Origin of the sequence: Arthrobacter sp. NPDC093125 (assembly GCF_044754225.1) — a bacterium.
Classification (GTDB): domain Bacteria; phylum Actinomycetota; class Actinomycetes; order Actinomycetales; family Micrococcaceae; genus Arthrobacter.
Genome location: NZ_JBIVOQ010000001.1, coordinates 897,905 through 920,959, shown reverse-complemented (window position 1 = coordinate 920,959; position 23,055 = coordinate 897,905). Strand labels below are relative to the sequence as shown.

Annotated in this window: 22 protein-coding genes; 10 read left to right on the top strand and 12 right to left on the bottom strand. The window is 66.8% G+C overall.

Annotated features, from left to right (window positions below):
* Positions 1–51 precede the first annotated feature (51 nt).
* The 3 genes from ACIP9X_RS04290 to ACIP9X_RS04280 all read left to right on the top strand — a co-directional run bounded on the left by ACIP9X_RS04290 (position 52) and on the right by ACIP9X_RS04280 (position 2,368).
* Positions 52–1,365 carry a PLP-dependent aminotransferase family protein gene (locus tag ACIP9X_RS04290; protein ID WP_400478465.1) on the top strand — a complete coding sequence of 438 codons (1,314 nt, stop codon included), beginning with the start codon at positions 52–54 and terminating at the stop codon, positions 1,363–1,365.
* 34 nt (positions 1,366–1,399) lie between these two features.
* Entirely contained in the window at positions 1,400–1,831 is a 432-nt protein-coding gene (locus ACIP9X_RS04285; RefSeq protein WP_400478464.1) for a universal stress protein, read from the top strand.
* A gap of 198 nt (positions 1,832–2,029) precedes the next feature.
* Complete coding sequence (locus tag ACIP9X_RS04280; RefSeq protein WP_400478463.1) at positions 2,030–2,368, top strand: hypothetical protein; 339 nt, start codon at positions 2,030–2,032, stop codon at positions 2,366–2,368.
* Positions 2,369–2,514: 146 nt separating this feature from the next.
* On the opposite strand, the gene ACIP9X_RS04275 is transcribed toward ACIP9X_RS04280, so the two are convergent.
* The 4 genes from ACIP9X_RS04275 to hisC all read right to left on the bottom strand — a co-directional run bounded on the left by ACIP9X_RS04275 (position 2,515) and on the right by hisC (position 7,609).
* Complete coding sequence (locus tag ACIP9X_RS04275) at positions 2,515–4,029, bottom strand: 2-oxo acid dehydrogenase subunit E2 (RefSeq protein WP_400478462.1); 1,515 nt, start codon at positions 4,027–4,029, stop codon at positions 2,515–2,517.
* Positions 4,030–4,106: 77 nt separating this feature from the next.
* On the bottom strand, positions 4,107–5,087 hold the full coding sequence (locus ACIP9X_RS04270) for an alpha-ketoacid dehydrogenase subunit beta (RefSeq protein WP_400478461.1): 981 nt from the start codon (positions 5,085–5,087) through the stop codon (positions 4,107–4,109).
* Positions 5,087–6,343 (bottom strand): thiamine pyrophosphate-dependent dehydrogenase E1 component subunit alpha, encoded by a 1,257-nt coding sequence (locus ACIP9X_RS04265; RefSeq protein WP_400478460.1) that lies wholly within the window; start codon positions 6,341–6,343, stop codon positions 5,087–5,089. The genes ACIP9X_RS04270 and ACIP9X_RS04265 overlap by 1 nt, the downstream gene beginning before the upstream one ends.
* Before the next feature lie 147 nt (positions 6,344–6,490).
* On the bottom strand, positions 6,491–7,609 hold the full coding sequence (gene hisC, locus ACIP9X_RS04260) for a histidinol-phosphate transaminase (protein WP_400478459.1): 1,119 nt from the start codon (positions 7,607–7,609) through the stop codon (positions 6,491–6,493).
* A gap of 118 nt (positions 7,610–7,727) precedes the next feature.
* Between hisC and ACIP9X_RS04255 the strand changes: the two genes are divergently transcribed.
* Positions 7,728–8,156 carry a phage holin family protein gene (locus tag ACIP9X_RS04255; RefSeq protein ID WP_400478458.1) on the top strand — a complete coding sequence of 143 codons (429 nt, stop codon included), beginning with the start codon at positions 7,728–7,730 and terminating at the stop codon, positions 8,154–8,156.
* A 9-nt stretch (positions 8,157–8,165) separates the two neighbouring features.
* On the opposite strand, the gene ACIP9X_RS04250 is transcribed toward ACIP9X_RS04255, so the two are convergent.
* Both ACIP9X_RS04250 and ACIP9X_RS04245 read right to left on the bottom strand, forming a co-directional pair.
* Positions 8,166–9,743 carry a hypothetical protein gene (locus ACIP9X_RS04250; RefSeq protein ID WP_400478457.1) on the bottom strand — a complete coding sequence of 526 codons (1,578 nt, stop codon included), beginning with the start codon at positions 9,741–9,743 and terminating at the stop codon, positions 8,166–8,168.
* The gene (locus ACIP9X_RS04245; protein ID WP_400478456.1) at positions 9,743–10,048 is read right to left on the bottom strand and encodes a hypothetical protein; all 306 of its coding nucleotides are present in this window, start codon (positions 10,046–10,048) and stop codon (positions 9,743–9,745) included. Before ACIP9X_RS04245 ends, ACIP9X_RS04250 begins: the two co-directional genes overlap by 1 nt.
* 180 nt (positions 10,049–10,228) lie before the next feature.
* On the opposite strand from ACIP9X_RS04245, the gene purB reads away from it, so the two are divergent.
* From purB to ACIP9X_RS04225, 4 genes are all read left to right on the top strand, one after another.
* Positions 10,229–11,671: an adenylosuccinate lyase gene (gene purB / locus ACIP9X_RS04240; protein ID WP_400478455.1), complete on the top strand. Its 1,443-nt coding sequence runs from the start codon at positions 10,229–10,231 to the stop codon at positions 11,669–11,671.
* A gap of 108 nt (positions 11,672–11,779) precedes the next feature.
* A complete protein-coding gene (locus tag ACIP9X_RS04235) occupies positions 11,780–12,445 on the top strand; it encodes a histidine phosphatase family protein (protein WP_400478454.1) in 666 nt (221 codons plus the stop codon).
* 151 nt (positions 12,446–12,596) lie between these two features.
* Positions 12,597–13,100: a GNAT family N-acetyltransferase gene (locus ACIP9X_RS04230; RefSeq protein ID WP_400478453.1), complete on the top strand. Its 504-nt coding sequence runs from the start codon at positions 12,597–12,599 to the stop codon at positions 13,098–13,100.
* A 141-nt stretch (positions 13,101–13,241) separates the two neighbouring features.
* Positions 13,242–13,676, top strand: a complete 435-nt coding sequence (locus tag ACIP9X_RS04225) for an acyl-CoA thioesterase (protein ID WP_400478452.1) — start codon at positions 13,242–13,244, stop codon at positions 13,674–13,676.
* Positions 13,677–13,783: 107 nt separating this feature from the next.
* Here the strand turns inward: ACIP9X_RS04225 and ACIP9X_RS04220 are convergent, their stop codons facing one another.
* A complete protein-coding gene (locus tag ACIP9X_RS04220) occupies positions 13,784–14,845 on the bottom strand; it encodes an FAD-dependent monooxygenase (RefSeq protein ID WP_400478451.1) in 1,062 nt (353 codons plus the stop codon).
* 181 nt (positions 14,846–15,026) lie between these two features.
* The gene (locus tag ACIP9X_RS04215) at positions 15,027–15,980 is read right to left on the bottom strand and encodes a hypothetical protein (RefSeq protein ID WP_400478450.1); all 954 of its coding nucleotides are present in this window, start codon (positions 15,978–15,980) and stop codon (positions 15,027–15,029) included.
* Positions 15,981–16,195: 215 nt separating this feature from the next.
* Here ACIP9X_RS04215 and ACIP9X_RS04210 point away from each other — a divergent pair, with 215 nt between their 5' ends.
* Positions 16,196–17,074: an amino acid-binding protein gene (locus ACIP9X_RS04210; RefSeq protein WP_400478449.1), complete on the top strand. Its 879-nt coding sequence runs from the start codon at positions 16,196–16,198 to the stop codon at positions 17,072–17,074.
* A gap of 45 nt (positions 17,075–17,119) precedes the next feature.
* Here ACIP9X_RS04210 and ACIP9X_RS04205 read toward each other — a convergent pair whose 3' ends face one another.
* From ACIP9X_RS04205 to ACIP9X_RS04190, 4 genes are all read right to left on the bottom strand, one after another.
* The gene (locus ACIP9X_RS04205; RefSeq protein ID WP_400478448.1) at positions 17,120–18,037 is read right to left on the bottom strand and encodes a diacylglycerol/lipid kinase family protein; all 918 of its coding nucleotides are present in this window, start codon (positions 18,035–18,037) and stop codon (positions 17,120–17,122) included.
* 82 nt (positions 18,038–18,119) lie between these two features.
* On the bottom strand, positions 18,120–19,493 hold the full coding sequence (locus ACIP9X_RS04200) for an NAD(P)(+) transhydrogenase (Re/Si-specific) subunit beta (protein ID WP_400478447.1): 1,374 nt from the start codon (positions 19,491–19,493) through the stop codon (positions 18,120–18,122).
* Positions 19,490–19,867 carry an NAD(P) transhydrogenase subunit alpha gene (locus tag ACIP9X_RS04195; RefSeq protein WP_400478446.1) on the bottom strand — a complete coding sequence of 126 codons (378 nt, stop codon included), beginning with the start codon at positions 19,865–19,867 and terminating at the stop codon, positions 19,490–19,492. Before ACIP9X_RS04195 ends, ACIP9X_RS04200 begins: the two co-directional genes overlap by 4 nt.
* Positions 19,867–21,141: a Re/Si-specific NAD(P)(+) transhydrogenase subunit alpha gene (locus ACIP9X_RS04190; RefSeq protein WP_400478538.1), complete on the bottom strand. Its 1,275-nt coding sequence runs from the start codon at positions 21,139–21,141 to the stop codon at positions 19,867–19,869. The genes ACIP9X_RS04195 and ACIP9X_RS04190 overlap by 1 nt, the downstream gene beginning before the upstream one ends.
* A gap of 183 nt (positions 21,142–21,324) precedes the next feature.
* Here ACIP9X_RS04190 and ACIP9X_RS04185 point away from each other — a divergent pair, with 183 nt between their 5' ends.
* On the top strand, positions 21,325–23,046 hold the full coding sequence (locus tag ACIP9X_RS04185; protein WP_400478445.1) for a DUF222 domain-containing protein: 1,722 nt from the start codon (positions 21,325–21,327) through the stop codon (positions 23,044–23,046).
* The last annotated feature ends 9 nt before the right edge of the window (positions 23,047–23,055 follow it).

The following is a 23,055-nucleotide window of genomic DNA, read 5'->3' as shown; positions in this document are numbered from 1 at the left end:
CCGTCAACAAGTGTTGCCTCTACAGCAACTGTTCGTTGTATCCTTGGCATTGTGACCCACGAGACATTAGACGGCGCCGAGGCCGTCCTCCCCGCCGAAGCCATTGACGCCATCGAACGGGCGGCTACCTCCGCCCACCGCCACGAGCAGCTGTTTTCCGAGCGGGCGGCGAACATCAAGCAGTCGGCCGTCCGGGACGTCTTCGACATCTCCCTCCGGCCCGGTCTCGTCTCCCTGGCAGGCGGCAGCCCCTACCTGCAGCCGCTTCCGCTGGACAGGCTGGCCCGGACCGCCGCCGGCATCATCGCCGAAGACGGGCTGACCGCCCTGCAGTATGGCGGGGGCCAGGGCACGGAAGAACTCCGCACCCAGATTTGCGAGGTGATGGCCGCCGAGGGCATCCTGGATGGCCTCCCCGAGAACGTGGTGATCACCGCGGGCTCGCAGTCGGCTCAGGACGTGGCCACCAAGGTGTTCTGCAATCCGGGCGACGTCGTTCTCGTTGAGGAACCCACATATGTCGGAGCCCTGAACACCTTCGAGTCGTACCAGGTGCAGGTAGAGGCCGTGGAGATGGACGACGACGGGCTGGTGCCTGAGCTTCTCGAGGCCCGGATTGCCGCGCTCCAGACCGCCGGAAAGAACATCAAGTTCCTGTACACGATCCCCAACTTCAACAATCCCTCCGGCATCACCCTTGCCCAGGAGCGGCGCCAGCAGATTGTGGACATCTGCCGACGCGCCAACATCCTCGTGCTGGAGGACAACCCCTACGGCCTGCTGCGCTACGAGGGGCAGCCGCTGGAACCGCTGCGCGCCGGCAACCCGGACGACGTCATCTACATGGGATCGTTCTCCAAGATTTTCGCGCCGGGGCTTCGCATCGGCTGGGCTCTGGTGCCCGCACACCTGCAGCGCCGGTACTACCTCGCGGCGGAGGCCGTGACCCTGTGCCCGCCCACCTTCAACCAGATGCTGGTCTCGGCCTACCTCCGTGACTACGACTGGAAGGGCCAGATCGAGACCTACCGCGGCCTGTACGCGGAACGGTGCCACGCCATGCTGGCGGCGCTGGAGACGTACATGCCGGAAGGCCTGACGTGGACACGGCCCGAGGGCGGCTTCTTCGTGTGGGTCGCCCTTCCCGAGGGCGTGGACACCTACCCCCTGCTGCACAAAGCGATCGACGCCGGGGTCGTCTTCATCCCGGGTGCGGCGTTCAGCCACTCGGATGAGCCGTCCAACAAGCTGCGGCTGGCGTTCAGCGCCGTGCCGCCCGACGCCATCGCCGAGGGCGTCCGGCGGCTCGCCCCCGTGCTGCAGGAAGCCATAAATGAACTCCGGACAGGGCATACTGGGGTCTGACGCGGCGAAGCAGGCGAAGCAAAGGAGCGGAACCATGAGCGGAATCATTGTTGTGGGCGTGGACACCAGCGGCACCGCGCGCAAGGCGGCGGAAACCGCCCGGGACCTGGCCGTGGCGCTGGGCGCGACGCTGCATGTGGTGTCGGCCTTCGACACCGACCGGACCGAGGTGTACGGCAGCGGCAGCGACAAATGGATCGTTTCGGATGCTGGAGAAGCCGAGAAGGTTGCCCGCGACATCGCCGCCAGCCTTGCGGTTGCCGGACTCGCGGTCACGTACTCGTCCGCCCGCGGCAAACCGGCCGACGCCCTCATCCGGGAAGCCGAACGGCTTGAGGCCCGGATGATCGTGGTGGGAAACCGCCGCATGCACGGCCTGGGCCGGGTGCTGGGCAGCATCGCCAACAGCGTTGCGCATAATGCCTCCTGCGACGTATACATCGCCAACACCTACGGCGCGGACTAGGGGCTGGGCAACCCCTCCGGAGGTGAGCGGACTAAGTTGGCCCTTGCGGAGGTGAGCCGGCTGAGTTGACCCGGGTCACGCCTCCTGGTGGGCAGTCTCACCCGGTTTTCCCGGGAATGCGGGATGGCGCGACGATAAAATTGAAGGTGCCCCCGATGGTGCGGACAACCCCAGCACCTACCAGCGCCAGGACCCTAAATGCTTACGCTTCAGCGACGCCAGCTCGTCGGCCACGACATCCTCCTTGCCCGCCACGGCAACCACATCTGCTCAATGCGGCTCGACCGCAGCGCCGGCCGGGTCATCGCCCTGCTTGACGACGGCTCTGTGGACAGCGCCCCGAACGTCATCTCCCCTGACCTGCAGCTTCCCGAAACCATCCAGAGCGTCATGCGGGAAGACTGGAAGTTCCTGGCCACCGTCACCGGCTCCGTGGCCGCCCTCGCAGGCGTCATGATCGCCGCCGCGTTCAGCCTCGCCGGCCTTTCTGCCGATCCCGCATTGGCCGAGCTGATGACTACGTACCCGGCGTACTAAGCCGCCGCAAATTCCGAAAACGCCGCAGGAGCGGGCCGCACGTCGCGGCCCGCCCCTGCGGCGTTTTGGCGTTCACTTGGGCCGGACGGTTCAACTGCGGACCGACCCCCTGCCCCCAATCCAGGAGGCCCGTCCAAGGAGCAAGCTCAGTCCAGCAGCAGGGCCGGCTCTTCCAGGATGGCGGCGACGTCGGCCATGAAGCGGGCGGACAGGTCACCGTCCACCACCCGGTGGTCGAACGACCCGCCGAGCGTCGTGATCCAGCGCGGAATGACCTCGCCGTCCAGCACCCACGGCTTCTGCTTGATGGTGCCGAAGGCCACGATTGCCACTTCACCGGGGTTGATGATGGGCGTTCCCGTATCGATGCCCAGGGCGCCGATGTTCGTGATCGTCAGCGTGCCGCCCTGCATCTGCGCAGGCTGGGTCTTGCCGGCACGGGCCGTGGTGGCCAGATCGTTCAGCGCCAGCGCCAGCTCCTTGAGGGACAGGTCCTGGGCATTCTTGATGTTCGGAACCATCAGGCCCCGGGGCGTGGCGGCAGCGATACCGAGGTTCATGAAGTGCTTGACCTGAATCTCGGCGGAACCGTCCGGGCTGTCCACCCACGTGGCGTTGACGCTGGGGTTGCGCGCGGCAGCCCAGATGACCGCCTTGGCCAGGATCAGGAGCGGGGAAATCCGGATTCCCTCGAAGTCGCGCGAGGCCTTGAGCCGCTTGACGAATTCCATGGTGCGGCTGGCGTCCACGTCCACGAAAATGCTGACGTGCGGGGCGGAAAAGGCCGAGTCCACCATGGCCTTCGCCGTGGCCTTCCGAACGCCCTTGACCGGAATCCGCTCGATCCTCTGTTCCTGCGGCCGGCCGGACTTGCCCCAGAAGGTGTCCGCCTTGTCCAGCTCGGCGTCGCGCTGCGCCTGGTAGCTGACCAGGTCCTCCCGGGTCACCTCGCCTCGGGCGCCGGTGGGAACAACATCCGCAAGGTCGATCCCCAGGTCCCGCGCAATCTTGCGGACCGGAGGCTTGGCGAGCACCTTGTTCACCAAGCCGGTAATGGCCCCGCCCAACGTGGGCTTGTCAGCCTCGATTGCGGGAGTCCACTCGGGCCGCCTCGCCGGGACAGGGCCGGCCACCGGCCCTGCGCTGGCCGGAACATCCAGGAGCGCGTCCTCGGCGGAGCGGGGCTGGACCGGCTCGACTTCCGGAGCGCCGTGGACTGCATCTGCCGGGATCGCCGGCTTCGCCTTGCGTGGGCGGCGTTTCACGGCGTCGGCTTTGGGGCCGGAACCCACCAGCGGACCGGCGGCCAGTCCGCCGTCGGCAGCTTCACCGTCGGCCGGAAGCTTGCCGTACATCAGTGCAGGCTCAGTGGCCTGAACCGCAGGCAGCGGCGCGTCTGCCGGCGTGGGATCGCCGGACATGGTGTCGGAGACACTGATGATGGCGGTTCCGACGTCGACCGTCACCCCTTCGGCTACGAGCAGTTCCGTGACGGTCCCCGCGAACGGCGACGGCAATTCGACGAGTGACTTGGCCGTCTCGATTTCGCAGAGGACATCGTTGATGGCGACGGCGTCGCCCGGCTTGACCTTCCAGGAGACGATCTCGGCCTCGGTCAGGCCTTCGCCCACGTCGGGGAGGTTGAACTTGTTAAGAGTCATGGTGTCCTCGGGTTTCGAAAGCTCAGGCCAGCCCGTGCATGGAAGGAGCCACGGGCGGAACGGCAGTAGCGGAAGCGTCAGTAGGAAAAGGCCCGGTCCAGCGCCTCAAGGATGCGGTCGATGTCCGGCAGATAGTCCTCTTCAACCTTTGCCACGGGGTAGGGCATGTGGAAACCGCCCACGCGGATGACCGGCGCTTCCAGGGAGTGGAAGGCGCGTTCACTGATGCGGGCCGCGATTTCCCCGCCGATGCCGCCGAACGTCGGGGCCTCGTGGGACACGATCAGCCTGCCGGTCTTCTTCACAGACGCTTCGATGGTGTCGAAGTCGATCGGCGAGATGGACCGCAGGTCAATGACCTCGATACTGCGCCCGTCCTCCTCGGCGGCGTTTGCGGCTGCCAGGGCGACAGGCACGAGCGGGCCGTACACGACAACGGTGGCGTCAGTGCCTTCACGGACAATGTGGGCCTTGAACGGATCCTCGGCCAGGCCGGCCGACTCCGTGTCCACCTCGCCCTTGAGCCAGTAGCGCCGCTTGGGTTCGAAGACGATCACGGGATCCTGGCACGCTACGGCCTGTTGGATCATCCAGTAGGCATCGTGCGGGTTGGACGGGGTGATGATGCGGATGCCGGCCGTGTGCGCGAACAGCGCTTCCGGGGACTCCGAGTGGTGTTCAATCGAGCCGATCCCGCCGCCGTAAGGAATGCGGATGACCACGGGCACCGTGAGGTTGCCGTTGCTGCGCGAATGCATCTTCGCGAGCTGTGTGGTGATCTGGTTGAAGCCGGGGAAAACAAAGCCGTCGAACTGGATCTCGGCCACGGGCAGGTAGCCGCGCAGCGCCAGGCCGATAGCCGTGCCGATGATGCCGGACTCGGCGAGCGGCGTGTCCACGACACGGTCCTCGCCGAACTCAGCAATCAGCCCGTCTGTCACCCGGTAAACGCCGCCCAGAGGCCCGATGTCCTCGCCCATCAGCAGAGTCTTGGGGTTGTTGCTCAGCGTGGCGCGCAGGCCCTCGTTGATGGCCTTTGCAATCGTCATGGTGGTCATCAGTGGCCAGCCCCTTCTGCGGTCTCCTCGCCGGCAAATCCCGCGCTGTAGTCCTCAAACCAGGCCAGCTCCTCGGCTACCAGCGGGTGTGCTTCGACGTAGGTGTTGGCGAAGGCCGTCCGGATGTCCGGGGCGTCCGCATCGTAGGTGGACTTGCGGATGTAGGCGGCCAGTTCGTCCCCGTCGGCCGCGACCTGCTTGAAGAACGCGTCGTCGGCCATGTCCTCCGCGCGGAGGTACTTCTCCAGCCGCTCCAGCGGATCCTTGGTCCGCCACAACGCCTCTTCGGAGGACTCACGGTACTTCGTGGGGTCATCGGCGGTGGTGTGCGCACCCACGCGGTAGGTGAATGCCTCAATCAGCACCGGGCCGTTGCCCTGCCGCGCGTGCTCGAGGGCCCATTCAGTGACTGCGTGCACGGCAATGACGTCGTTGCCGTCCACCCGGATGCCGGGGAAGCCGTAGCCCTTGGCGCGGTTGGACAGCGGAATGCGGGTCTGCACCGCGGTGGGCACGGAGATGGCCCAGTGGTTGTTCTGGCAGAAGAAGACCACCGGGGCCTTGTAGGAGGAGGCGAACACCATCGATTCGTGGACGTCGCCCTCGGAGCTGGCGCCATCGCCGAAGTAGACCATGACGGCGGCCTTGGGTTCGGCGGAGCCGTCCGCTCCCTGCGCCTCCACGCCCTGGGACTCGGCTCTCCGCGCCTCGGCCAGCCGCTGGTCGCGTTGGATCCCCATGGCGTATCCGACTGCGTGCGGCGTCTGGGCAGCGAGCACCAGCGTGTACAGGTGGAAATTGGTGTCCTTCGGGTTCCAGCCACCGTTGGAAATACCGCGGAACTGCCGGAGGAGCTCTGCCAGGTCCACGTTCCGGGTGAGGGCGACACCGTGCTCGCGGTACGTGGGGAAAATGTAGTCCTGCGGCTGGCTGGCCCGACCGGAGCCAATCTGGGCCGCCTCCTGCCCGGTCAGGGGCACCCAGAGCGCCAGCTGGCCCTGGCGCTGCAGGGCAGTGGCCTCCTGGTCGAAGCGCCGGATGGCTGCCATGTCAGCGTAAAAGCCCCGCAGCGTCTCCGCGTCCAGACGGTCGGCGTACTCGGAAAACACAGAGTCGCTCCCGAGCTTTCCATCGGGTCCAAGCAGCTGGACCATCTCCGCCGGGGGTTCGCCCAGGGCAGCCTCGGCCTCGGCCTCTAGCTGGTCGTCCACCTCGGTTCCTTCGAACTCGGTGGAGGGCAGATGTGTGGCGCCCATACCGTCTCCTTGCCTGCCGCATCCGGATGCGTTGCAATGTCGCTGGGATATATGCCTCAGAGGGAATGCATTCCCGCTGAGGCATATATTTTGGCTTACTGTTCCTTACTTTATCCGGCGTAGGTAGGGCCGGGGGTTTGTTAATCGCTAGGAACGCCGTGGCGGTTTTGTATAAACCGCACAGAGCTCGAGAAACCGGGTGTTCGCCTCGGGCTCGCCGATACTGACCCGTACGCCCTCGTTGCCGAAAGCGCGAACCGAGAGGGCACGTTCACCCGCCAGCGCAGCGAATTCGGCGCTGTCAGCGCCGAGTCCAAGCCACACAAAGTTCCCCTGCGCCTCCGGAACGAACCAGCCCAGATCGCGCAGACCGGCCCTCACCCGCTCCCGCTCGTCCACCAGGCTTTGTACCCTTTCTACAACCTGATCGAAATGCTGCAGCGACACTACGGCGGCTTGCTCGGCAATTTGCGACACGGCAAACGGGGTGGCGGCGACCCGGAGATGCTGGGTGAGCTCCGGCTGGGAGATGGAGTAACCGACCCTGAGGCCGGCCAACCCGTGGGCCTTGGAGAAGGTCCGGAGCACCGCCACGTTGGGGTACTTCCGGTACATCCGGATGCCGTCGACTGCATCCTCTGCCCGCACGAACTCCTGGTACGCCTCATCGATGACCACCACGACGTCCGATGGAACCGCGTTGATGAAGCGCTCGGTTTCCTCGGCCGTCAGGATAGGGCCGGTGGGGTTGTTCGGCGTGCAGAGCAGGATCACCTTCGTGCGGACGGTGACGGCCGCGGCCATGGCTTCAAGGTCGTGCCGGCCGTCGGGGGTGAGGGGGATCTGCACGCCCTGGGCGCCGGCCAGGCCCACACAGATGGGATAGGCCTCAAAGGACCGCCAGGCGTAGATGACTTCATCGGCCTTCCCGTCCTCATTCTGGCCTGCGAAGGTTGCCAAAAGCTGGTTCAGCGCCCCAAGGCTTCCGGCGCCCGTAACGATGTCCTCGGCAGGCACGTCCAAAAAGTCAGCAAGAGCGGTCCGGAGCTTGGTGCTCAGCGGGTCCGGGTAGCGGTTGAAGTCTGTCTGCGCGGCGATGGCCTGGGCCACAGCCGGAATCGGGGGGAGCGGGTTCTCGTTCGAGGACAGTTTGTAGCTCGCCAGGCCGTCAACGGTGACGGGGGGCTTGCCCGCGGCGTAGCGTGGCAGGCGGTCAACGACCGGCCTCGGCCTGACGCCACCCGCCATGGTCTCTGATGAAGTCATGCCAACTAGCCTACTTCGCCTCTCCAGCACGGTTGGGTTGCTGTGCGGGCCACCATGTGAGGGACTGTGTCAGCCGGAGACTGCCCGGTGGCGGCGGCCAGTGTGAAAGCATGGGCGCATGCGGTCTTTCATTGTGCGGGTGCTCATCAACGGACTGGCTCTCTGGATCGCCAGCTGGATTCTGCCCGGGCTAGACATCACCACGTCAGCGACCACCGAAGCCATTGCGAAGACCGGCATCAGCCAGGGAACGGACGCAGCGGGCGTGGTTCTGGCCTACCTGTTCATCGGCCTGATTTTCGGCCTGGTCAACGCCTTCGTTCGCCCGATAGTCAGCTTCCTCTCACTGCCCATCACCATCCTCACCCTGGGCTTGTTTACCGTCGTCATCAACGCGGCCATGCTGTACCTGACCTCATGGATCAGCAGCTACACCCCGGTCAACTTCTCCATCGACTCCTTCTTCTGGACGGCGGTGCTGGCGGCCATCATCATCACTGTGATTTCCCTCGTGGCCGACAGGATCCCAGGCGCCCGCCACCGCTGACACCCGGGCTCAAGGGATCCTATCGGCCGCGCCCTTTTCCGCGGCCTCCTTTCCCGTGGATCCCTTCTCGGCCGATGTCTTTTCAGCGGATGTCTTCTCAGCCGCCACCTTTCCTTCCGCGGATTTGCCTTCGAGGGTCCGGATGCCCGGTTCGATTGCAGGGATTTGGCCCACGAATGGATGCTGCGTCTTTGGAGTGCGGACCAGTTGAAAGCGTGTCGCCGTTGCCCCTCCCCCTGCGCCCACCACGGCAGCGAGAGCGGCTGTGGATGCCATGAGGGACGGGTCCCTGCTGGCTGCGACCGCCCGCGCTCCTTCTTCATAGTTGGCGAGCCAGTGGCCGGGCCCGAGCCCCGGGTCCTCGCCGGGCGGCGTGAGCAGACGGCCCTGGAGCGTCACGGTCACACGGTCTCGCGTATCCGGATTCGGCGCTCCGTCGCCGCCCGGCACCCAGTCCTGCCGGTGCTCCAGGTGCAGGCTGCTAATGCCCGGTTCTGGAGTAATGCCACCAACGGGCGACCCCGCCGTCAGGACGTATTTGAGGTCGTACTCTGCAAGGAAGGCCTTGTCCTGGCTCAGGTTCATGGCATGGATCCCGCCCTGGCTGTAGCCAACGGCCACCACCTGCGCGCCCGCCTCCGCCCCCGCCTGCCGCAGTGCCGACCTGATTGCCGCACTCGTATGCTCGGACCCATATCCCAGCGCTTCTGCAATGCCGGCCTCGTCAAACGGGTTGGGGCCGCCGGTGTTTCCCGGCTGCGTGCCGGGGACAATCACAATGAATGCTTCACTCCCACCACTGGCCGTCCTGATGACTTCGATGCTCCCAGGACCTCCATCCAGCGAGCGCGCCCGGGCAAGCAACCCGGCCGGGGAGGCGTCCAGATCGACGTCTGCGCTCGTACCGGCGAAGGCGTCAACCCGGCGAGGCACGAGCTCAGGCCTCACTCCCTCGGCCAGCGCACGGGTCACGAAAGGGATACCCGTTCCTTTCATGCCGGACCCGGCAGCCATGGAGAGCGCCTCACCCAGCAACAAGGGATTCGTTCCGACCAGGGCCAACATCATCACGGGGTAGCTGCCCGTCAGCGCCTCGAAACTGTCTCTGTTAAACAACCGGCTGAAGTCCGGGCTGAGCGGTTCGGCGGCTCCGCCGGGGAACGCATCCTGTAGCTGCGGGGCCACCAGTTTCAATGAGTCGGTGCTAAGCCGCAGCTGGGCCGCGGTTTCGTATTCGGCCTCCTCATATTCCTGCAGACAGGCCTGCACATGGATTCCGATGTCCTGCAGTTCTGCCCGCACGGCGGCGACAGCGCGCCGCCCCTCCCAGATGGCCGTGACGGATTCCACCCCGCTGGACGGCGGATCATTTTGGTACTGCCCCAGCTCTGACCAGATCCTGTAGGCCGCCGCCTCCACCGCTGCGAGGTCCCGCGCCAGGCCACCCAGCCCTCGTGCTCCCTCGCTGAGTTCCTCCAATTGGAACGAGATGCCAGCCACACCGCCCCGAACCAGCAGCTGCCCGTCCTGCCCAGGCTCCTGCGGCCGAAGGGATCCTCCGCTCCCGAACGGCGACACTTCGGGCATCAGTAGTCCGCCGCCCTGGCCGGGAGGGAGGACAACGTCACGTTCCGGGCATGCCGGCGGATACTTTGCGCTGCGAGTTCCATGCGTTCCCTGGCCCTGCGCAGGGCTGCGGCCTGCAGCCCGATGCTTGCCCTGTAAGCCAGGCCTGCAGGGGACTGCCAGTCCGCCAGTTGCAGCTGCGAAAGCCTGGCCAGGACCGCATCAACCTCCGCCGCGCACGTGTCGGCCTGCGCTGCCAGTAGCTGCACGTCGAAGCTGCGCGATGAGCACGCGGCCGCATCCGCGGCGGTGATGTTGGCACTCATTGGATCCCCCTGTTCTTCCAGTCGGCGCTGGCTGATTCCGACGTTAGGGAAGGAAGCAGCGCACGCGTAACACCCGCCGTCGTCCATGTGGAGAAGTCCGCAACCCCGCCGCCTGGTGAGGAGAGGTCACAGGCAACCGTAAGCTTCAGCGGGCGTCGAAGTTCATGAAAGAATCAGGGCATGCCTGAAACTGCCGCCACAGCTGACACCCGTACGCCTTCCGGACGCCTGGCCCTCGCCGCGTCCCAGGAACACATCGCGCTCGGCCCGCTGGACGGCCGCTACCAATCCGCCGTCGCCCCCCTCGTTGACTACCTGTCCGAGGCCGCCCTCAACCGGGACCGTGTCGCAGTTGAGGTGGAGTGGCTTATCCACCTGACCAGCAATAACGTACTGCCGGGCGCTGGCCCGCTGAGCGACGGGCAGCAGCAGCAGCTGCGCGGCATCGTCACCGAGTTCGACGCCGGCTCCGTCGCCGAACTGGCCGAAATCGAGGCCGTGACGGTCCACGACGTGAAGGCTGTGGAGTACTACATCGGCCGCCGCCTGCCTGCCATCGGCATCGAGAACCTCACCGCGATGGTTCACTTCGGCTGCACGTCGGAGGACATCAACAACCTCTCCTACGCCCTCGGCGTGAAGGGTGCTGTGGAGGACGTGTGGCTGCCCGCCGCACGTGCTCTTGTCGCCCAGATCAGCAAGATGGCGGCGGACAACCGCTCGGTACCGATGCTGTCCCGCACCCACGGGCAGCCCGCAACGCCAACGACGCTGGGCAAGGAACTCGCCGTCGTCGCGCACCGCCTGGGCCGCCAGCTGGACCGCATTGCCAAGACGGAGTACCTCGGCAAGATCAACGGCGCCACCGGCACCTACGCCGCGCACGTCGCCTCCGTCCCCCGCGCGGACTGGCAGCAGGTCGCCAAGTCGTTCGTGGAGAACCTGGGCCTGACCTGGAACCCGCTCACCACACAGATCGAAAGCCACGACTGGCAGGCCGAGCTGTACGCCGACGTCGCCCGCTTCAACCGGATCCTGCACAACGTCTGCACGGACATCTGGAGCTACATCTCGATCGGCTACTTTGCGCAGATTCCCGTTGCAGGCGCCACCGGCTCCTCCACGATGCCGCACAAGGTCAACCCGATCCGCTTCGAAAACGCCGAGGCCAACCTGGAAATCTCTTGCGGACTGCTGGACGTGCTGGGCTCCACGCTGGTGACTTCCCGCTGGCAGCGCGACCTCACGGACTCCTCCAGCCAGCGCAACATCGGCGTGGCATTCGGCCACTCCCTGCTGGCGATCTCCAACGTGGCCAAGGGCCTGGAGCGCCTCGACGTCGCAGAAAGCGTGCTCGCCGAAGACCTGGACACCAACTGGGAAGTCCTGGGTGAGGCCATCCAGATGGTGATGCGGGCAGAGGCGATCGCCGGCGTCGCAGGCATGGAGAACCCGTACGAGCGCCTCAAGGACCTCACCCGCGGGCAGCGCGTGGACGCCGCCCGCATGCAGGAGTTCGTCCAGAGCCTGGGCCTGTCCCCGGAAGCCGAGGCACGGCTGCTTGCCCTCACTCCGGGCAAGTACACCGGCATCGCGGAGCAGCTGGTGGACCACCTGAAATAGGTACGACGGCGGTGCCGGGCTTTGCTGCCCGGCGCTGCTTCCTTTCCGGCCGCCTTTCAAGAAGGCGCCCGCCGCCTGCCACCCGACCACGACAAGGAAACGCGAACCATGAGGCTGCTGCTCATCCGCCACGGTGAAACTCCCGGGAACGTGCTGGGGCAGCTGGACACCGCCCACCCCGGTCCCGGCCTGACCAAGCTGGGCGAGCGCCAGGCGGAAGCCCTCCCACGGGCTCTGGTGAACGAGCCCATCGGTGCGCTGTACGCCTCGACACTGGTCCGAACCCAGATCACTGCCCGGCCGCTGAGCCGGGAGCTTGGGTTGGACGTCCAGGTCCTGGACGGCATCCATGAAATCGAGGCCGGCGCCCTGGAAAAGCTCACCGACCACGAGTCCCACCGCCGGTACATGAGCACCGTGTTCGCTTGGGCCGACGGCGACTTTGACCGCCAGATGCCAGCCGGGCCGAACGGTCATGAGTTCTTCGAACGCTACGATGCGGCCATCGCCAAGGTGGCAGCCGAGGCTCCGGACTCAGCCGCAGTCGCCGTCGTAAGCCATGGCGCCGCCATCCGCGTCTGGGCCGGTCACCGGGCCGGCAACATCGACATGGAATTCGCCGCCCGGCACGTCCTTGCGAACACCGGCATCGTCGCCCTGGACGGCGATCCCGATGCCGGCTGGAACCTGATCCATTGGGACGCCAGCCCGGTGGGCGGCCTGGCGTTGGCGGATCCCACCGCCGAGGACCCGATGGGGAAGACCACCGGCTGAGGCGCCGAGCACGAGGCGGCTGTGAGCGGCCGCCAGGCCGCCTGGGCCCGCTGCGCCAACTGTTCCCACGCCGCTTACCGGCAGGAAACACCGCGGTAACGGTGCGCTTCTAGCCTTGATCTGCATAACCCTTCGGCGAATCGAGGCAGACATGCAGACCAATCCCAGGCTCAACATCCGGAAAGTCAGCTGGTCAAACCCCGTGGGGGCTGACCTGCGTGCGGCACAGCAGGCGGAACTCGACGCCCGTTTTGGGTGCGCTGACCACGAGCCGGGGCCCAAACCCTCCGAAGCGGATACCGCCGTCTTCCTGGTCGCCTATGACAAGGGGTCCGGCCAGCCGGTCGGCTGCGGAGGGCTCCGGTTGCTCGATCCCACCACCGCCGAGATCAAGCGGCTCTACGTCCTCCCCTATACCCGGGGCTCCGGCGTTGCCAGCTCCATACTTGCGGCCCTCGAGGCGGAGGCGCACGCCCTGGGCATCACCCGAATTACAGCAGAGGCAGGCTCAGCCCAGCCCGACGGCCGGAACTTCTACCAGAACGCCGGCTTCGAACCGGTGCCCAACTTCGGTCCCTACATCGGCGTCGCGCACTCCTACTGTTATGCCAAGCCCATCAACTCCCGCAGCGCGGCCCAAACGGCCATGGCCTAGTTGGTCCTCTTGGCACGACCGGCCCCCGCCCGCTTGTGCGGCCTTGGCCAGGGCCGCCCGTGCGGGGCAGGGCCGCGCGTGAAGGAAACGGCCGCGCGTCACACTCGGAACCGTCTGGCCGCCGTCGACTAACCTCGCTGTATGGCAACCGCAGACATCACTTTCCGCACCCGCAAGTGGGTGCGCCCTGAAGACCTCAACGCCAACGGCACACTCTTCGGAGGAAGCCTGCTGAAATGGATCGACGAGGAAGCGGCAATCTACGCCATCCTCCAGTTGGGCAACGGCCGGGCTGTCACCAAGTACATCTCCGAAATCAACTTCGTCAGCTCGGCCGTCCAGGGCGACCTGATTGAAATGGGCCTGACGGCCACCCGCTTCGGACGCACGTCGCTGACCATGAGGGCCGAAGTGCGCAACATGATCACCCGCCAGAGCATCCTCACCATCGAGGAGATTGTGTTCGTGAACCTGGACTCCAGCGGCAAGCCGGAGCCACACGGCTACACCGAGATCACCTACGACCGCGACCGCATCCCCACTCACCACCTGACGGAGACGGTCCCGCAGAACTAGCTCCCGGCGTCGGCCCTTCCGCCGCAACCGGCCCTCGCCTGCTTGACCGGCCCGGACCAAGGCCGCTGGTGCGGGCCCCGGCCGTTTCATGCGGGGCAAGGCCGCGGTCAGGAACGCCCGACGGCGGCTGCCGGGCTTTTGCGCGTGGCCAACCGGAGCAGGCGGTCGCGCAGGGGCTGGCCGCGGTCGGCGAGCGCAAGGCGTGTCATGCCCGAGGAGGCCAGGCGGAGAAGCTGTGTCCGGGCGAGGCGCTGGCTGTTGTAGGCCTTGAGCGCTTCCGGAACCGACTGCGTATCCAGCAGCTCGGCGAGGGTGACTGCGTCCACGAGTGCTTCACAGGCACCCCTGCCCAAGTTCGGCGTCATGCCATGCGCTGCATCCCCCGCCAGCACGGCCCCCGGCCGGACGTAGCTGGTGAGCAAGGGCACCGTCCAGATCCGCTGGGCCAGTGATGACTCGGGTGTGGCGGACTCCAGCACGGTGCGGATGGCGGGAGCACCGTCGGCGAAGCGCTCACGTGCGTGCCGCAGGACCTCGGCCACATCTACGCGGGCGGGGCCCTCCTCGGCGCGGAATGACGCGTACCAATACGTCCGCCCGCCTGACGCCGGGGCGATTCCGAAGATGGTCCCGCGGCCCCAGTATTCTCCGCCCGCGCTGGCGTCAACGCTCTCGGGCAGGACTCCGCGCAGAGCCAGGTAGGGAGTCAGCGTCGCTTCGGCCCGGCTGCCCCAGAAGGCCTGCCGCACCACACTGTTCACGCCATCGGCACCCACAAGCAGCCCGGTTGCAAGCGGCCCGGTGGCGGGGATGTGCTCCACACGCTCCGTCACGCGGTGCACTGCCTGAGGAACGGCCGCATCGAGCAGCCTCATCAGCTCCGCCCTGGACACCCCGAGAACCCCACGAACCTCCGGGGCGACCCAGGCGTTTCCGGCGCCGTCCCGCAGGGCCATGCCACCGAAGCGGGCACCGGCCTTCCGGATGTCCGGCAGGATCCCCAATACCGCCAGGGCGCTCTGCGCCTCAGGCCACATGGCAAGCGAGGACTCCACCGGCGGCAGCCCGGGGCGCTGCTCATACAGGGTGACGTCGAAGCGCTCCGGGTCAAGGCCTGCCGCAAGTGCCAGGCCGGCGATGCCGCCCCCAATGATGGTTATGGCTTCCATGGACCGATAGTAAGCCCGATGGCTGCGGCTAGGCTCAGCTCGGGTGCCCGTTGAGCGCCAGACGTGAGCGGAGCTCCTCCGCATGACCGGCCCCGCCCCGCATAACCGGCCCAGGGCAAGGCCGCCCAAGCGGGGCCGGGCCGATTTTGCAGGTAAAGGCCGGTTATGCGGGGCGCATGGCCTAGCGAGTGCGCGCCTTGACCACCACAACCTCGAACGTCTTCGGGTTCGTAACCCCGAACTTCGCATTCACCGCGGCGAGCTTCTCCCCGAACAGGGCGGCCGTCGTCGGAATGTTGAAGTTCCTGTTTCTGATGACCTCCCTGACCGTTCCCGAAGAATCCGGGAAATCGACAGTGAGGCGGCTGATCTGGTTACTGAAGTTCTGGACTGCCCAAACGGTACTGTCCTTCACCACGATGCCGTCGACATTCGGAAGGGTCACGCCCGCGATCCTGGCGCTGGCTCCGGTCCGGGGGTTGACGGTGTACAGGGCCTGGTTGCCGGTATGGCCCACCACGAGGGTGCGGTGGTTCCGTGCACTGGCGATGCCGTTCAGGTTGAAAGGATCCCCCGTGTCAGCCGCGGGGCCCTTCAGCTTCAGGGTGCGGACCTTGCCGAGATCGCCGTCTCGGTCCACCGGCACGAAGTAGAGCTCAGCCTGCCGGGAATTGGTGAACCAAGCGCCGCGGTCGGTGAGTGCGACGTCATTGATGAACGCTGCTTTGGTGGTCAGCTGGATCGTCTTGACCGTCTTGCGGTCGTCAGTGTCGTAGACGTAGGCCTTGCCTGCCGCACCGCCGGCTACGAAGAGGAGGTCATTGCGGTTGTCGGCCTTCAAGCCCACGGCAACCCTGCCGTTGGGCACGTCGATGAACTTCTTAGCCGTCCCCTTGCGGATGTCCCCGCGGAAGATGTCGCCTGTTGCGAGGTCACCTGCGAAGAAGGTGCTGCCTTCACCGGCAGCGATGCCTTCGGCACCTTTGGCACCGGGAAGGACGATGACCGGATGGTCTTTTGAGTGGTCCTCGCCGGCCGATGCCAGCGGAGCCGGGACCAGAAGCGCCGCGACGGCGACCAGTCCGGCGGCGGCACGACGGCGCGCGGAACCTGAATTTTTTGTACTGAGGCGCATGATGCTCTCCGGAATTGGCTGATTTCCGTGCGAGCTTGCCGTTGTACGGGAGCTCCGCACGATGGTCTTTTCAGTGTAGGTTCGGCCCATCCGGCCCGCCAGATCCGCGTGGTAACCAGTGCGCCGCCATGCGGCCACAAGCATTTCCCGCGATCGGAACCCGGACGGAACGAGGCCGCAACCCGCCTGTAACAGCGCCCGGGCAGGATGTGACCATGAAGCCTAAAGCGCCCGTCCCTGCTGCGGCGGACTTGAGCTGCGAAGTCTGCGGCCAGATGCCCGAACCTCCCAAGACCCGCCTCACGCTGGCCAACGTGGCCGTGATGCTTCCGATCGAACTGCTGGTGCATGCGCTCGTGGTGCAGACGGATTTGCCCTACGTGGCCAAGGTCCTGGTCCTGACACTGACGGCCACCGTACTGGTGATCTGGGTGGCCGAACCGTCCGCTGCCCGCATCCTGCGGCGGTGGCTCCATGCCCCGGCGCTGCGGCACCGGCGCCGGCTCGGTAACGCGCCCGCTCTCTGGAGGGCACGGACTATCCTGCGGGACCAGCCGGGCTCCCTGAAGAAGATCACCCGGTCACTCGCCCTGCTGGACACCAACATCCTGAGCATCCATGTCCATCCCGTCCGCGGTGGCGTGCTGGATGAGTTCGTGCTGTCCGCGCCAAGCGAACTCAACGAGCGCCAACTGCTGGAAGCGCTAAAGGACGGAGGCGGCAGGCAGCCGCAGGTCTGGCCCACCACTGCCCTCGCCATGGCAGACGGCCAGACCAAGGCGCTGAGCCTCGCCGCCCGCATCGCCGCGGCACCGGACGAACTGCCGCTGGCCGTGGCGGAGCTGTTGTCCGCACGGATCCTCGACCCCAGCTCCGAAACGGCCCGGATTCCCGGAGAAACGAACGACGCCGGCACGCTCCTCAAGATTCCCACCGCATGGCACGGGCCCCTCACCTTTTACCGCCCGGGGGAACCGTTCACGCCCGCGGAGTCCGCCAGGGCGCACAGGCTCGCGGAGCTCGCCGAGATCATCGGCATCACTACAGCTTCCAGCATTCGCCCCCGTTTGGCGGAGTCGACGGCACGTAAATAAGAGCAAGGACACCGGCCAGCCAACCCGGGCGACCCGCGCGGCAGCCTACGCGCGGACCTTGAGCGCTCCAGGGTCGAGGCGGATGGCGAGGTGTTTCCCGGTCCCGACGTGGTCGCCGTCGAGCTGGAATTCCTCATCGAGCTCCAGGGTCACTTCGGCGGTTTTGCCCTGGAAGTACTCGGCGGATTCCCGTTTGTTCTTCTTGCGGCCGAAAATACCGGCGATCACGCCGAGCCAGCCGAAGCGGCCGCGGGGCGCCAGGACGAGCAGGTCCATCACGCCGTCGTCGATCTTCGCCTCGGGGAAAATCTCGATGCCGCCCATGATCCGGCCGCAATTGCCGATCATGACGCTGCGGATGCGGCGCCGCACCGGATGCCGGTTGTCCACCTTGATGGTAGCCCTGACCGGCTTGCCGGGAAGCTTGCGGATCCCCGCCTCGACGTAGGCGAGCCAGCCCATGCGGTCCTTAAGCACGTCCACGGTGTCGGCCATGATCGCGGCGTCGTAGCCCACCCCGGCCATCACGAGGAACACGTTCTCCTCCTCGGAGCGGTTCAGCCTGCACCTGATCACGTCCACCGTGCGTTCCGTGCCGTTCAGGACGTCGTAGGCGGCGGAGACAGGATCGCTGATGTCCACGCCCATGTTGCGGGCGAGCAGGTTCCCGGTTCCGAGGGGCACGAGGCCCAGAGGGGTGTCCGTTCCCGCGAGCACTTCGGCAACGCAGCGCACGGTGCCGTCGCCGCCGGCGGCGATCACGACGTCGACCCCTGCCTCGAGCGCCTGGCGCGCCTGTCCCACGCCGGGGTCCTCGATGGTGGTTTCGAGCCAGAGCGGTTCTGCCCACCCCTGGGTGTCGCACAGCCGGATCAGTGACGCACGAAGTTCGGGGCCGACGGACTTGGACGGGTTAATGACCACGGCTGCCCGCCGCGGGGAGGAGGCGTTCTGGGCTGACATGTCGTCCTTCGGCTGCAGTTATGCGGTTACTACCACGGACTCAAATCGTAGCGGGGTATCACGTATTTCCGCAGCTACCGCCCTACAGCGCCTTCACAGACCCCAGCACCTTGGTGAGTGACTCCTTGGCATCCCCGAACAGCAAGGTGGTCTGGGGTTCGAACATGAGGTCGTTCTCGATCCCGGCGAAGCCCGGCCGCATGGAGCGCTTAAGGAAGACCACCTGCCGGGCATCGGCCACCTCGAGGATCGGCATTCCGTAGATCGGCGAGCCGGCAGTGGTCTTGGCCGCGGGGTTGACGACGTCGTTCGCGCCCACCACCAGGGCCACGTCTGCCGTGCGGAACTCGGAATTGATCTCGCTCATTTCCTTCAGTGATTCGTAGGGCACGTTGGCCTCGGCGAGCAGGACGTTCATGTGTCCGGGCATGCGGCCGGCGACCGGATGGATTGCGAAGTCCACGGTGACCCCGCGGGCTTCGAGCGCCTGCGCCAATTCGGCCGCGGTGTGCTGGCCCTGGGCCACCGCGAGCCCGTACCCGGGAACGATGATCACCCGCTGTGCGTAGCCCAGCAGCACCGCGACGTCCTCGGGGCTGGAGGACCGGACGGGGCGGTCGCTCACGGTGGTGGATCCCGCCGTCGAACCTCCCTTGAACGCGCCGAACAGGATGCCCGTGACGCTGCGGCCCATGGCGGCAGCCATCGCCCGGGTGAGGATGGTGCCCGAGGCACCGACAAGCGTCCCGGCCACCACCAGCAGCACGTTGCCCAGCACCAGCCCGGACGCCGCCACGGCCAGCCCCGTGAAGGCGTTCAGCAGGGAGATGACGATCGGCACGTCGGCGCCGCCCACCGGCAGGACCAGCAGCACGCCGGCCGCCAGCCCCAGCAGCAGAAGCACCAGCGCAAGGGCGAGCCACCCGCCCAGAACGACGGCGGTAGCGGCACCCACGGCCGCGAGCAGCACGGCGCCCATCAGGGCCGGCAGCCCCGGGAACACGACCGGACGGGTGGTCATCAGCTCCTGGAGTTTGGCGAACGTCACGGCGGATCCGGCGAAGGACACGGCACCCACCAGCATCGTGAAGACGACGGCGACGCGCACCCAGGTGTCCTCGGCATGCGGCAGCTCGAGCAGTGCCACGAGGGCCGCCGCTCCGCCGCCCACACCGTTGAAGAGGGCCACGAGCTGCGGCATCTGGGTCATCTTCACCCGCCGGGCGACTGGTGCAGCCACCCCCGATCCCACCGCTATCGCGCCCAGGATCCACGGAACGTTGTCCAGCCTCATGGAGAAAAAGACGGTCACGACGGCGACCACCGCACCGAACGCACCGATGAGGTTCCCCCGGCGGGCCGTACGGGGCGAGTTGAGGCCCTTGAGCGCCAGGATGAAGAAGACGGCGGCGGCGAGGTAGAGCAGCGCGATGATCGTCGGGTCGAGGAGGCTCACTGGACGCTCCCCTTGCTTTCGCGGGCGTGGGTTTCGCTTGTCAGGGTTCCGGCTGGCTTGGCATCCCCGGCCGGCACTTCCGCCCGCTGCTTCTTGGGCTTGTTTCCGCGGAACATTTCCAGCATCCGGTCCGTCACCACGAAGCCGCCCACGAGGTTCGCCGTGGCAAGAACCACGGCCAGCAGGGCCACGGCGAGCTCCCACGGATGGGCGGCTTGCCCAGCAACGATGATGGCACCCACCAAAATGATGCCGTGGATCGCGTTGGCTCCCGACATCAGCGGCGTGTGCAGCGTACTGGAGACCTTGGAAACCACCTCGAAGCCCACGAAGACCGCCAATACCGTAATGGTCAGCAGGCTGATGCCGTCCATCAGGCCACCCCCTCGTTCTCGGACGCCCGCTGCCCTTCGGACACATGCTGAACGTTGACCTCGTTCTCCAGGCCGTCCTCCGGTGCGGTCTCGGCCTCGTCCTCGGGCGCGGTCTCGGCGTCGTTCTCTGCGGCGAGCGCCGCCAGAGCCTCCGCCGTCGGCGGATGCCGCACCACGCCGTCGTGCGTCAGGCAGGCACCGGCGATCACGTCGTCCTCAAAGTCCGGCACCACGGTGCCGTCCCGGGTCATCAAAGCCAGCAGGTTGGCCACGTTCTTCGCGTACAGCCGGGAGGCGTCCGTGGGCATGGCCGACGGCGCGTCCTTCAGCCCCACCAGCGTGACGGCCCCCTTCCCGTCGGCAGTGGTCACGTGGACATCGCGGCCGGGAATGGACCCCTCAACATTGCCGCCGGACTCCGCGGCGAGGTCGACTACGACCGATCCCGGGCGCATCGCCTCCACCATGTCCCGGGTCACCAGGAGCGGTGCACGCCGTCCGGGGACGGCCGCGGTCGTGATGAGCACATCCGCTTCGGCGACGTGCGGGGCCAGGAGCCGGCGCTGCAGGGCACCGCGGTCGGCGGTGAGCTCGCGGGCGTAGCCGCCAGACGCCTCCGCCGTTTCGAGGTCCAGCTTGATGAAAGTGCCGCCCATCGAGGTGACCTCCTCCGCAGAGGAAGGCCGGATGTCGTTGGCCGAAACCCGCGCCCCGAGCCTCTTCGCCGTGCCAATGGCCTGCAGCCCGGCTACGCCGACGCCGAGCACCAGCACCCGCGCGGGCGGAACCGTTCCGGCGGCGGTCATGTAGAGCGGAAAGAACCGCGGGAGGCGGATGGCAGCCTCGAGCACGCAGCGGTAGCCAGCCACAAGGGCCTGTGAGGAGAGGGCGTCCATGGACTGGGCGCGGGAGATGCGCGGGACGAGTTCCAGGGCGAATGACGTGATGCCGCCTTGCGCCAGCTCCATGACCACAGCGAGTTCAGACGACGGCGATGCCAGGCCCACGGTGATGGCGCCCGGGCGCAGAGCGGCCGCCGTCGAATGCTCGAGCGGGCGGACGTGACCGTATACGTCGAGGTTGCCGACGTCGAGGTCCTGAACCACCATGGCGCCGGCCTGCTGGTAATCCTCGTCGCCGTGGCCCGCGAAGACCCCCGCCCGGGATTCCACGAGCACTTCCAGGCCCAGTCCCCTCAGCTGCTTTACGGTCTCCGGCGTCGCCGCGACCCGCCGCTCGCCCTCCCGGCGTTCCCGCGCTATGCCCAGCCTCACCCGCCACTCCCCTTCGAACGGGTGCAGCGGCTCCGTCTTCATGGGCTATTCCCCTGCCCGGGTGGAACTTGCGAAGCGGCGCTGCTGCACGTAGTTGGCTAGAGTCTATGACCCAGCGGGGCTGCGTGGCAGTAGGGCGAGCGATCCAGTCAAAATGTCAGACCCCCTCACGAGACTTGTTTTATGGAAGCCGCTGGGGGAACCATTGGGGGACTCACCGGGCACCGGGCCGAAGGGCCCGGTGCTCGTGGGTTGGCTTCCGCCGGTGTGCCGGCTACTGCCGGCGCCAACGCCCTTCAAAGCCTTCCGGCTGACGGCGGCTCCAGCGTCCTCGAGGTGGACGTGGTTGATGAGGCCCTGGCGCTGCTGTCAGCGGACGCAATCACCGCCGAAGACACCGCGCTGTGGGGTTTCCGGCAGGCCACCGATTTCGCGGACCGGCTCGAGCAGCTGTCCCGGAAGGTGGAGCGCCTGCAGGTGCTCGCCGCGGGCGCGGTGGACCGGTCCCGCACCGCCGCCCTGACGCAAGCAGCATCACCCCTCGCCCCCGTCACCATCGCTGATGGCGCGGGCCCGGGACCCGGTGATGACGGATCCCGCAACAGCGTCGAGTTCCTCCGGACCAGGCTGCGGATCACCGCCGCCGAAGCCCGCCGCCGGATCGGACTGGCCGACGCTGTCCTGCCCAGTGCAGGGTTCGCCGCGCAGCAGCTCCCGCCCCGCTACGAAGAACTCGCCGCCGCGGTCAGCACCGCCCAGATCAGCTCCCGCGCGGCAACCACCATCATCCTGGCCCTGGACCGGGCCCGGCACTTTACTACCCCGGCCCACACCGCCCAGATGGAACACGACCTGACCCAAGCCGCCGTTGAGAACGACGCCGACTTCCTCATCCGTGTCGCCAAACACTGGACCGAAGCGATCGACCAGGACGGGGCCGAACCGTCCGAAGCGGCCCTCCGGCAAATCCAGGGCGCCTTCGTCCGCCGCCCCAAACACGGCCTGCAGCACCTGGAAATATTCGCCACCACCGAACAGTTCGAAACCCTCACCACCGCCATGAATACCGCGACCAACCCCCGCACCCCGGCACCCGGAAGAGGGAACGGCAACGGCGGACCACGCAGTGACGGGGCGGGCAGTGCTGGGGCGGGGAACGCTGAACCGGTCAGCCTTGACGGGTGGGACACCGAGAGCCTCCCGGAGGTCTCCCTGGACCATCGGTCACAGGGTCAGAAACGGCTCGACGGGCTCGTCGGCGCCGTCAAAGCCGCCCTCACCACCGACGCCCTGCCCGCCAACGGCGGACACCGGCCCCAGATCCTGGCCACCATCAACTACCGCGACCTCCTCGCCGACCTCCGGAAACGACAAGACGCACAATGGGCCCAGAACCCGCAGTGGGACATAAGCCCCCAGAAACCATCACCGGCTTATACCGGCCCGGCTAACACCGGCCGGACCAACGGCGGCACCGCTTTGTTCGAGTTCGGCGGGCCGGTGAACCCGGCCACGATCCGGAAAATCGCCTGCGACGCCGACATCATCCCCATAGTGCTCGGCAGCCAGGGCAGGATCCTGGACATCGGCCGCGCCGCACGCGTCTTCCCGCCCCACATCCGCAAGGCCATCATGGCCCGGGACCAGGGCTGCGCGTTTCCCGGCTGCACCATCCCCGCGCCCTGGTGCGAAGCCCACCACATCACCTACTGGTCACGCGGCGGAACCACCGGAACCGGGAACGGCGTCCTGCTCTGCAGCCATCACCACCACCTCATTCACAAAGAAAACTGGACCATCGAAGTCACCAACGAGGTCCCGTGGTTCAAACCCCCGCCAGAACTCGACCCCCACCTAAAACCGCGCCGCAACAACTACTTCCACTCACGACCCCAACACGAATGAACCCAACGT

What these genes read in the sequence shown, in the direction of transcription:
- hisC (WP_400478459.1), bottom strand. Translation starts at nt 7,609, where the DNA reads ATGACTTCATCAGAGACCATGGCGGGTGGCGTCAGGCCGAGGCCGGTC.
- ACIP9X_RS04235 (WP_400478454.1), top strand. Translation starts at nt 11,780, where the DNA reads ATGAGGCTGCTGCTCATCCGCCACGGTGAAACTCCCGGGAACGTGCTG.
- ACIP9X_RS04225 (WP_400478452.1), top strand. Translation starts at nt 13,242, where the DNA reads ATGGCAACCGCAGACATCACTTTCCGCACCCGCAAGTGGGTGCGCCCT.
- ACIP9X_RS04215 (WP_400478450.1), bottom strand. Translation starts at nt 15,980, where the DNA reads ATGCGCCTCAGTACAAAAAATTCAGGTTCCGCGCGCCGTCGTGCCGCC.
- ACIP9X_RS04185 (WP_400478445.1), top strand. Translation starts at nt 21,325, where the DNA reads ATGGAAGCCGCTGGGGGAACCATTGGGGGACTCACCGGGCACCGGGCC.
- ACIP9X_RS04255 (WP_400478458.1), top strand. Translation starts at nt 7,728, where the DNA reads ATGCGGTCTTTCATTGTGCGGGTGCTCATCAACGGACTGGCTCTCTGG.
- ACIP9X_RS04280 (WP_400478463.1), top strand. Translation starts at nt 2,030, where the DNA reads ATGCTTACGCTTCAGCGACGCCAGCTCGTCGGCCACGACATCCTCCTT.
- ACIP9X_RS04275 (WP_400478462.1), bottom strand. Translation starts at nt 4,029, where the DNA reads ATGACTCTTAACAAGTTCAACCTCCCCGACGTGGGCGAAGGCCTGACC.
- ACIP9X_RS04245 (WP_400478456.1), bottom strand. Translation starts at nt 10,048, where the DNA reads ATGAGTGCCAACATCACCGCCGCGGATGCGGCCGCGTGCTCATCGCGC.
- ACIP9X_RS04285 (WP_400478464.1), top strand. Translation starts at nt 1,400, where the DNA reads ATGAGCGGAATCATTGTTGTGGGCGTGGACACCAGCGGCACCGCGCGC.
- ACIP9X_RS04195 (WP_400478446.1), bottom strand. Translation starts at nt 19,867, where the DNA reads ATGGACGGCATCAGCCTGCTGACCATTACGGTATTGGCGGTCTTCGTG.
- ACIP9X_RS04220 (WP_400478451.1), bottom strand. Translation starts at nt 14,845, where the DNA reads ATGGAAGCCATAACCATCATTGGGGGCGGCATCGCCGGCCTGGCACTT.
- ACIP9X_RS04250 (WP_400478457.1), bottom strand. Translation starts at nt 9,743, where the DNA reads ATGCCCGAAGTGTCGCCGTTCGGGAGCGGAGGATCCCTTCGGCCGCAG.
- ACIP9X_RS04265 (WP_400478460.1), bottom strand. Translation starts at nt 6,343, where the DNA reads ATGGGCGCCACACATCTGCCCTCCACCGAGTTCGAAGGAACCGAGGTG.
- purB (WP_400478455.1), top strand. Translation starts at nt 10,229, where the DNA reads ATGCCTGAAACTGCCGCCACAGCTGACACCCGTACGCCTTCCGGACGC.
- ACIP9X_RS04230 (WP_400478453.1), top strand. Translation starts at nt 12,597, where the DNA reads ATGCAGACCAATCCCAGGCTCAACATCCGGAAAGTCAGCTGGTCAAAC.
- ACIP9X_RS04205 (WP_400478448.1), bottom strand. Translation starts at nt 18,037, where the DNA reads ATGTCAGCCCAGAACGCCTCCTCCCCGCGGCGGGCAGCCGTGGTCATT.
- ACIP9X_RS04270 (WP_400478461.1), bottom strand. Translation starts at nt 5,087, where the DNA reads ATGACCACCATGACGATTGCAAAGGCCATCAACGAGGGCCTGCGCGCC.
- ACIP9X_RS04210 (WP_400478449.1), top strand. Translation starts at nt 16,196, where the DNA reads ATGAAGCCTAAAGCGCCCGTCCCTGCTGCGGCGGACTTGAGCTGCGAA.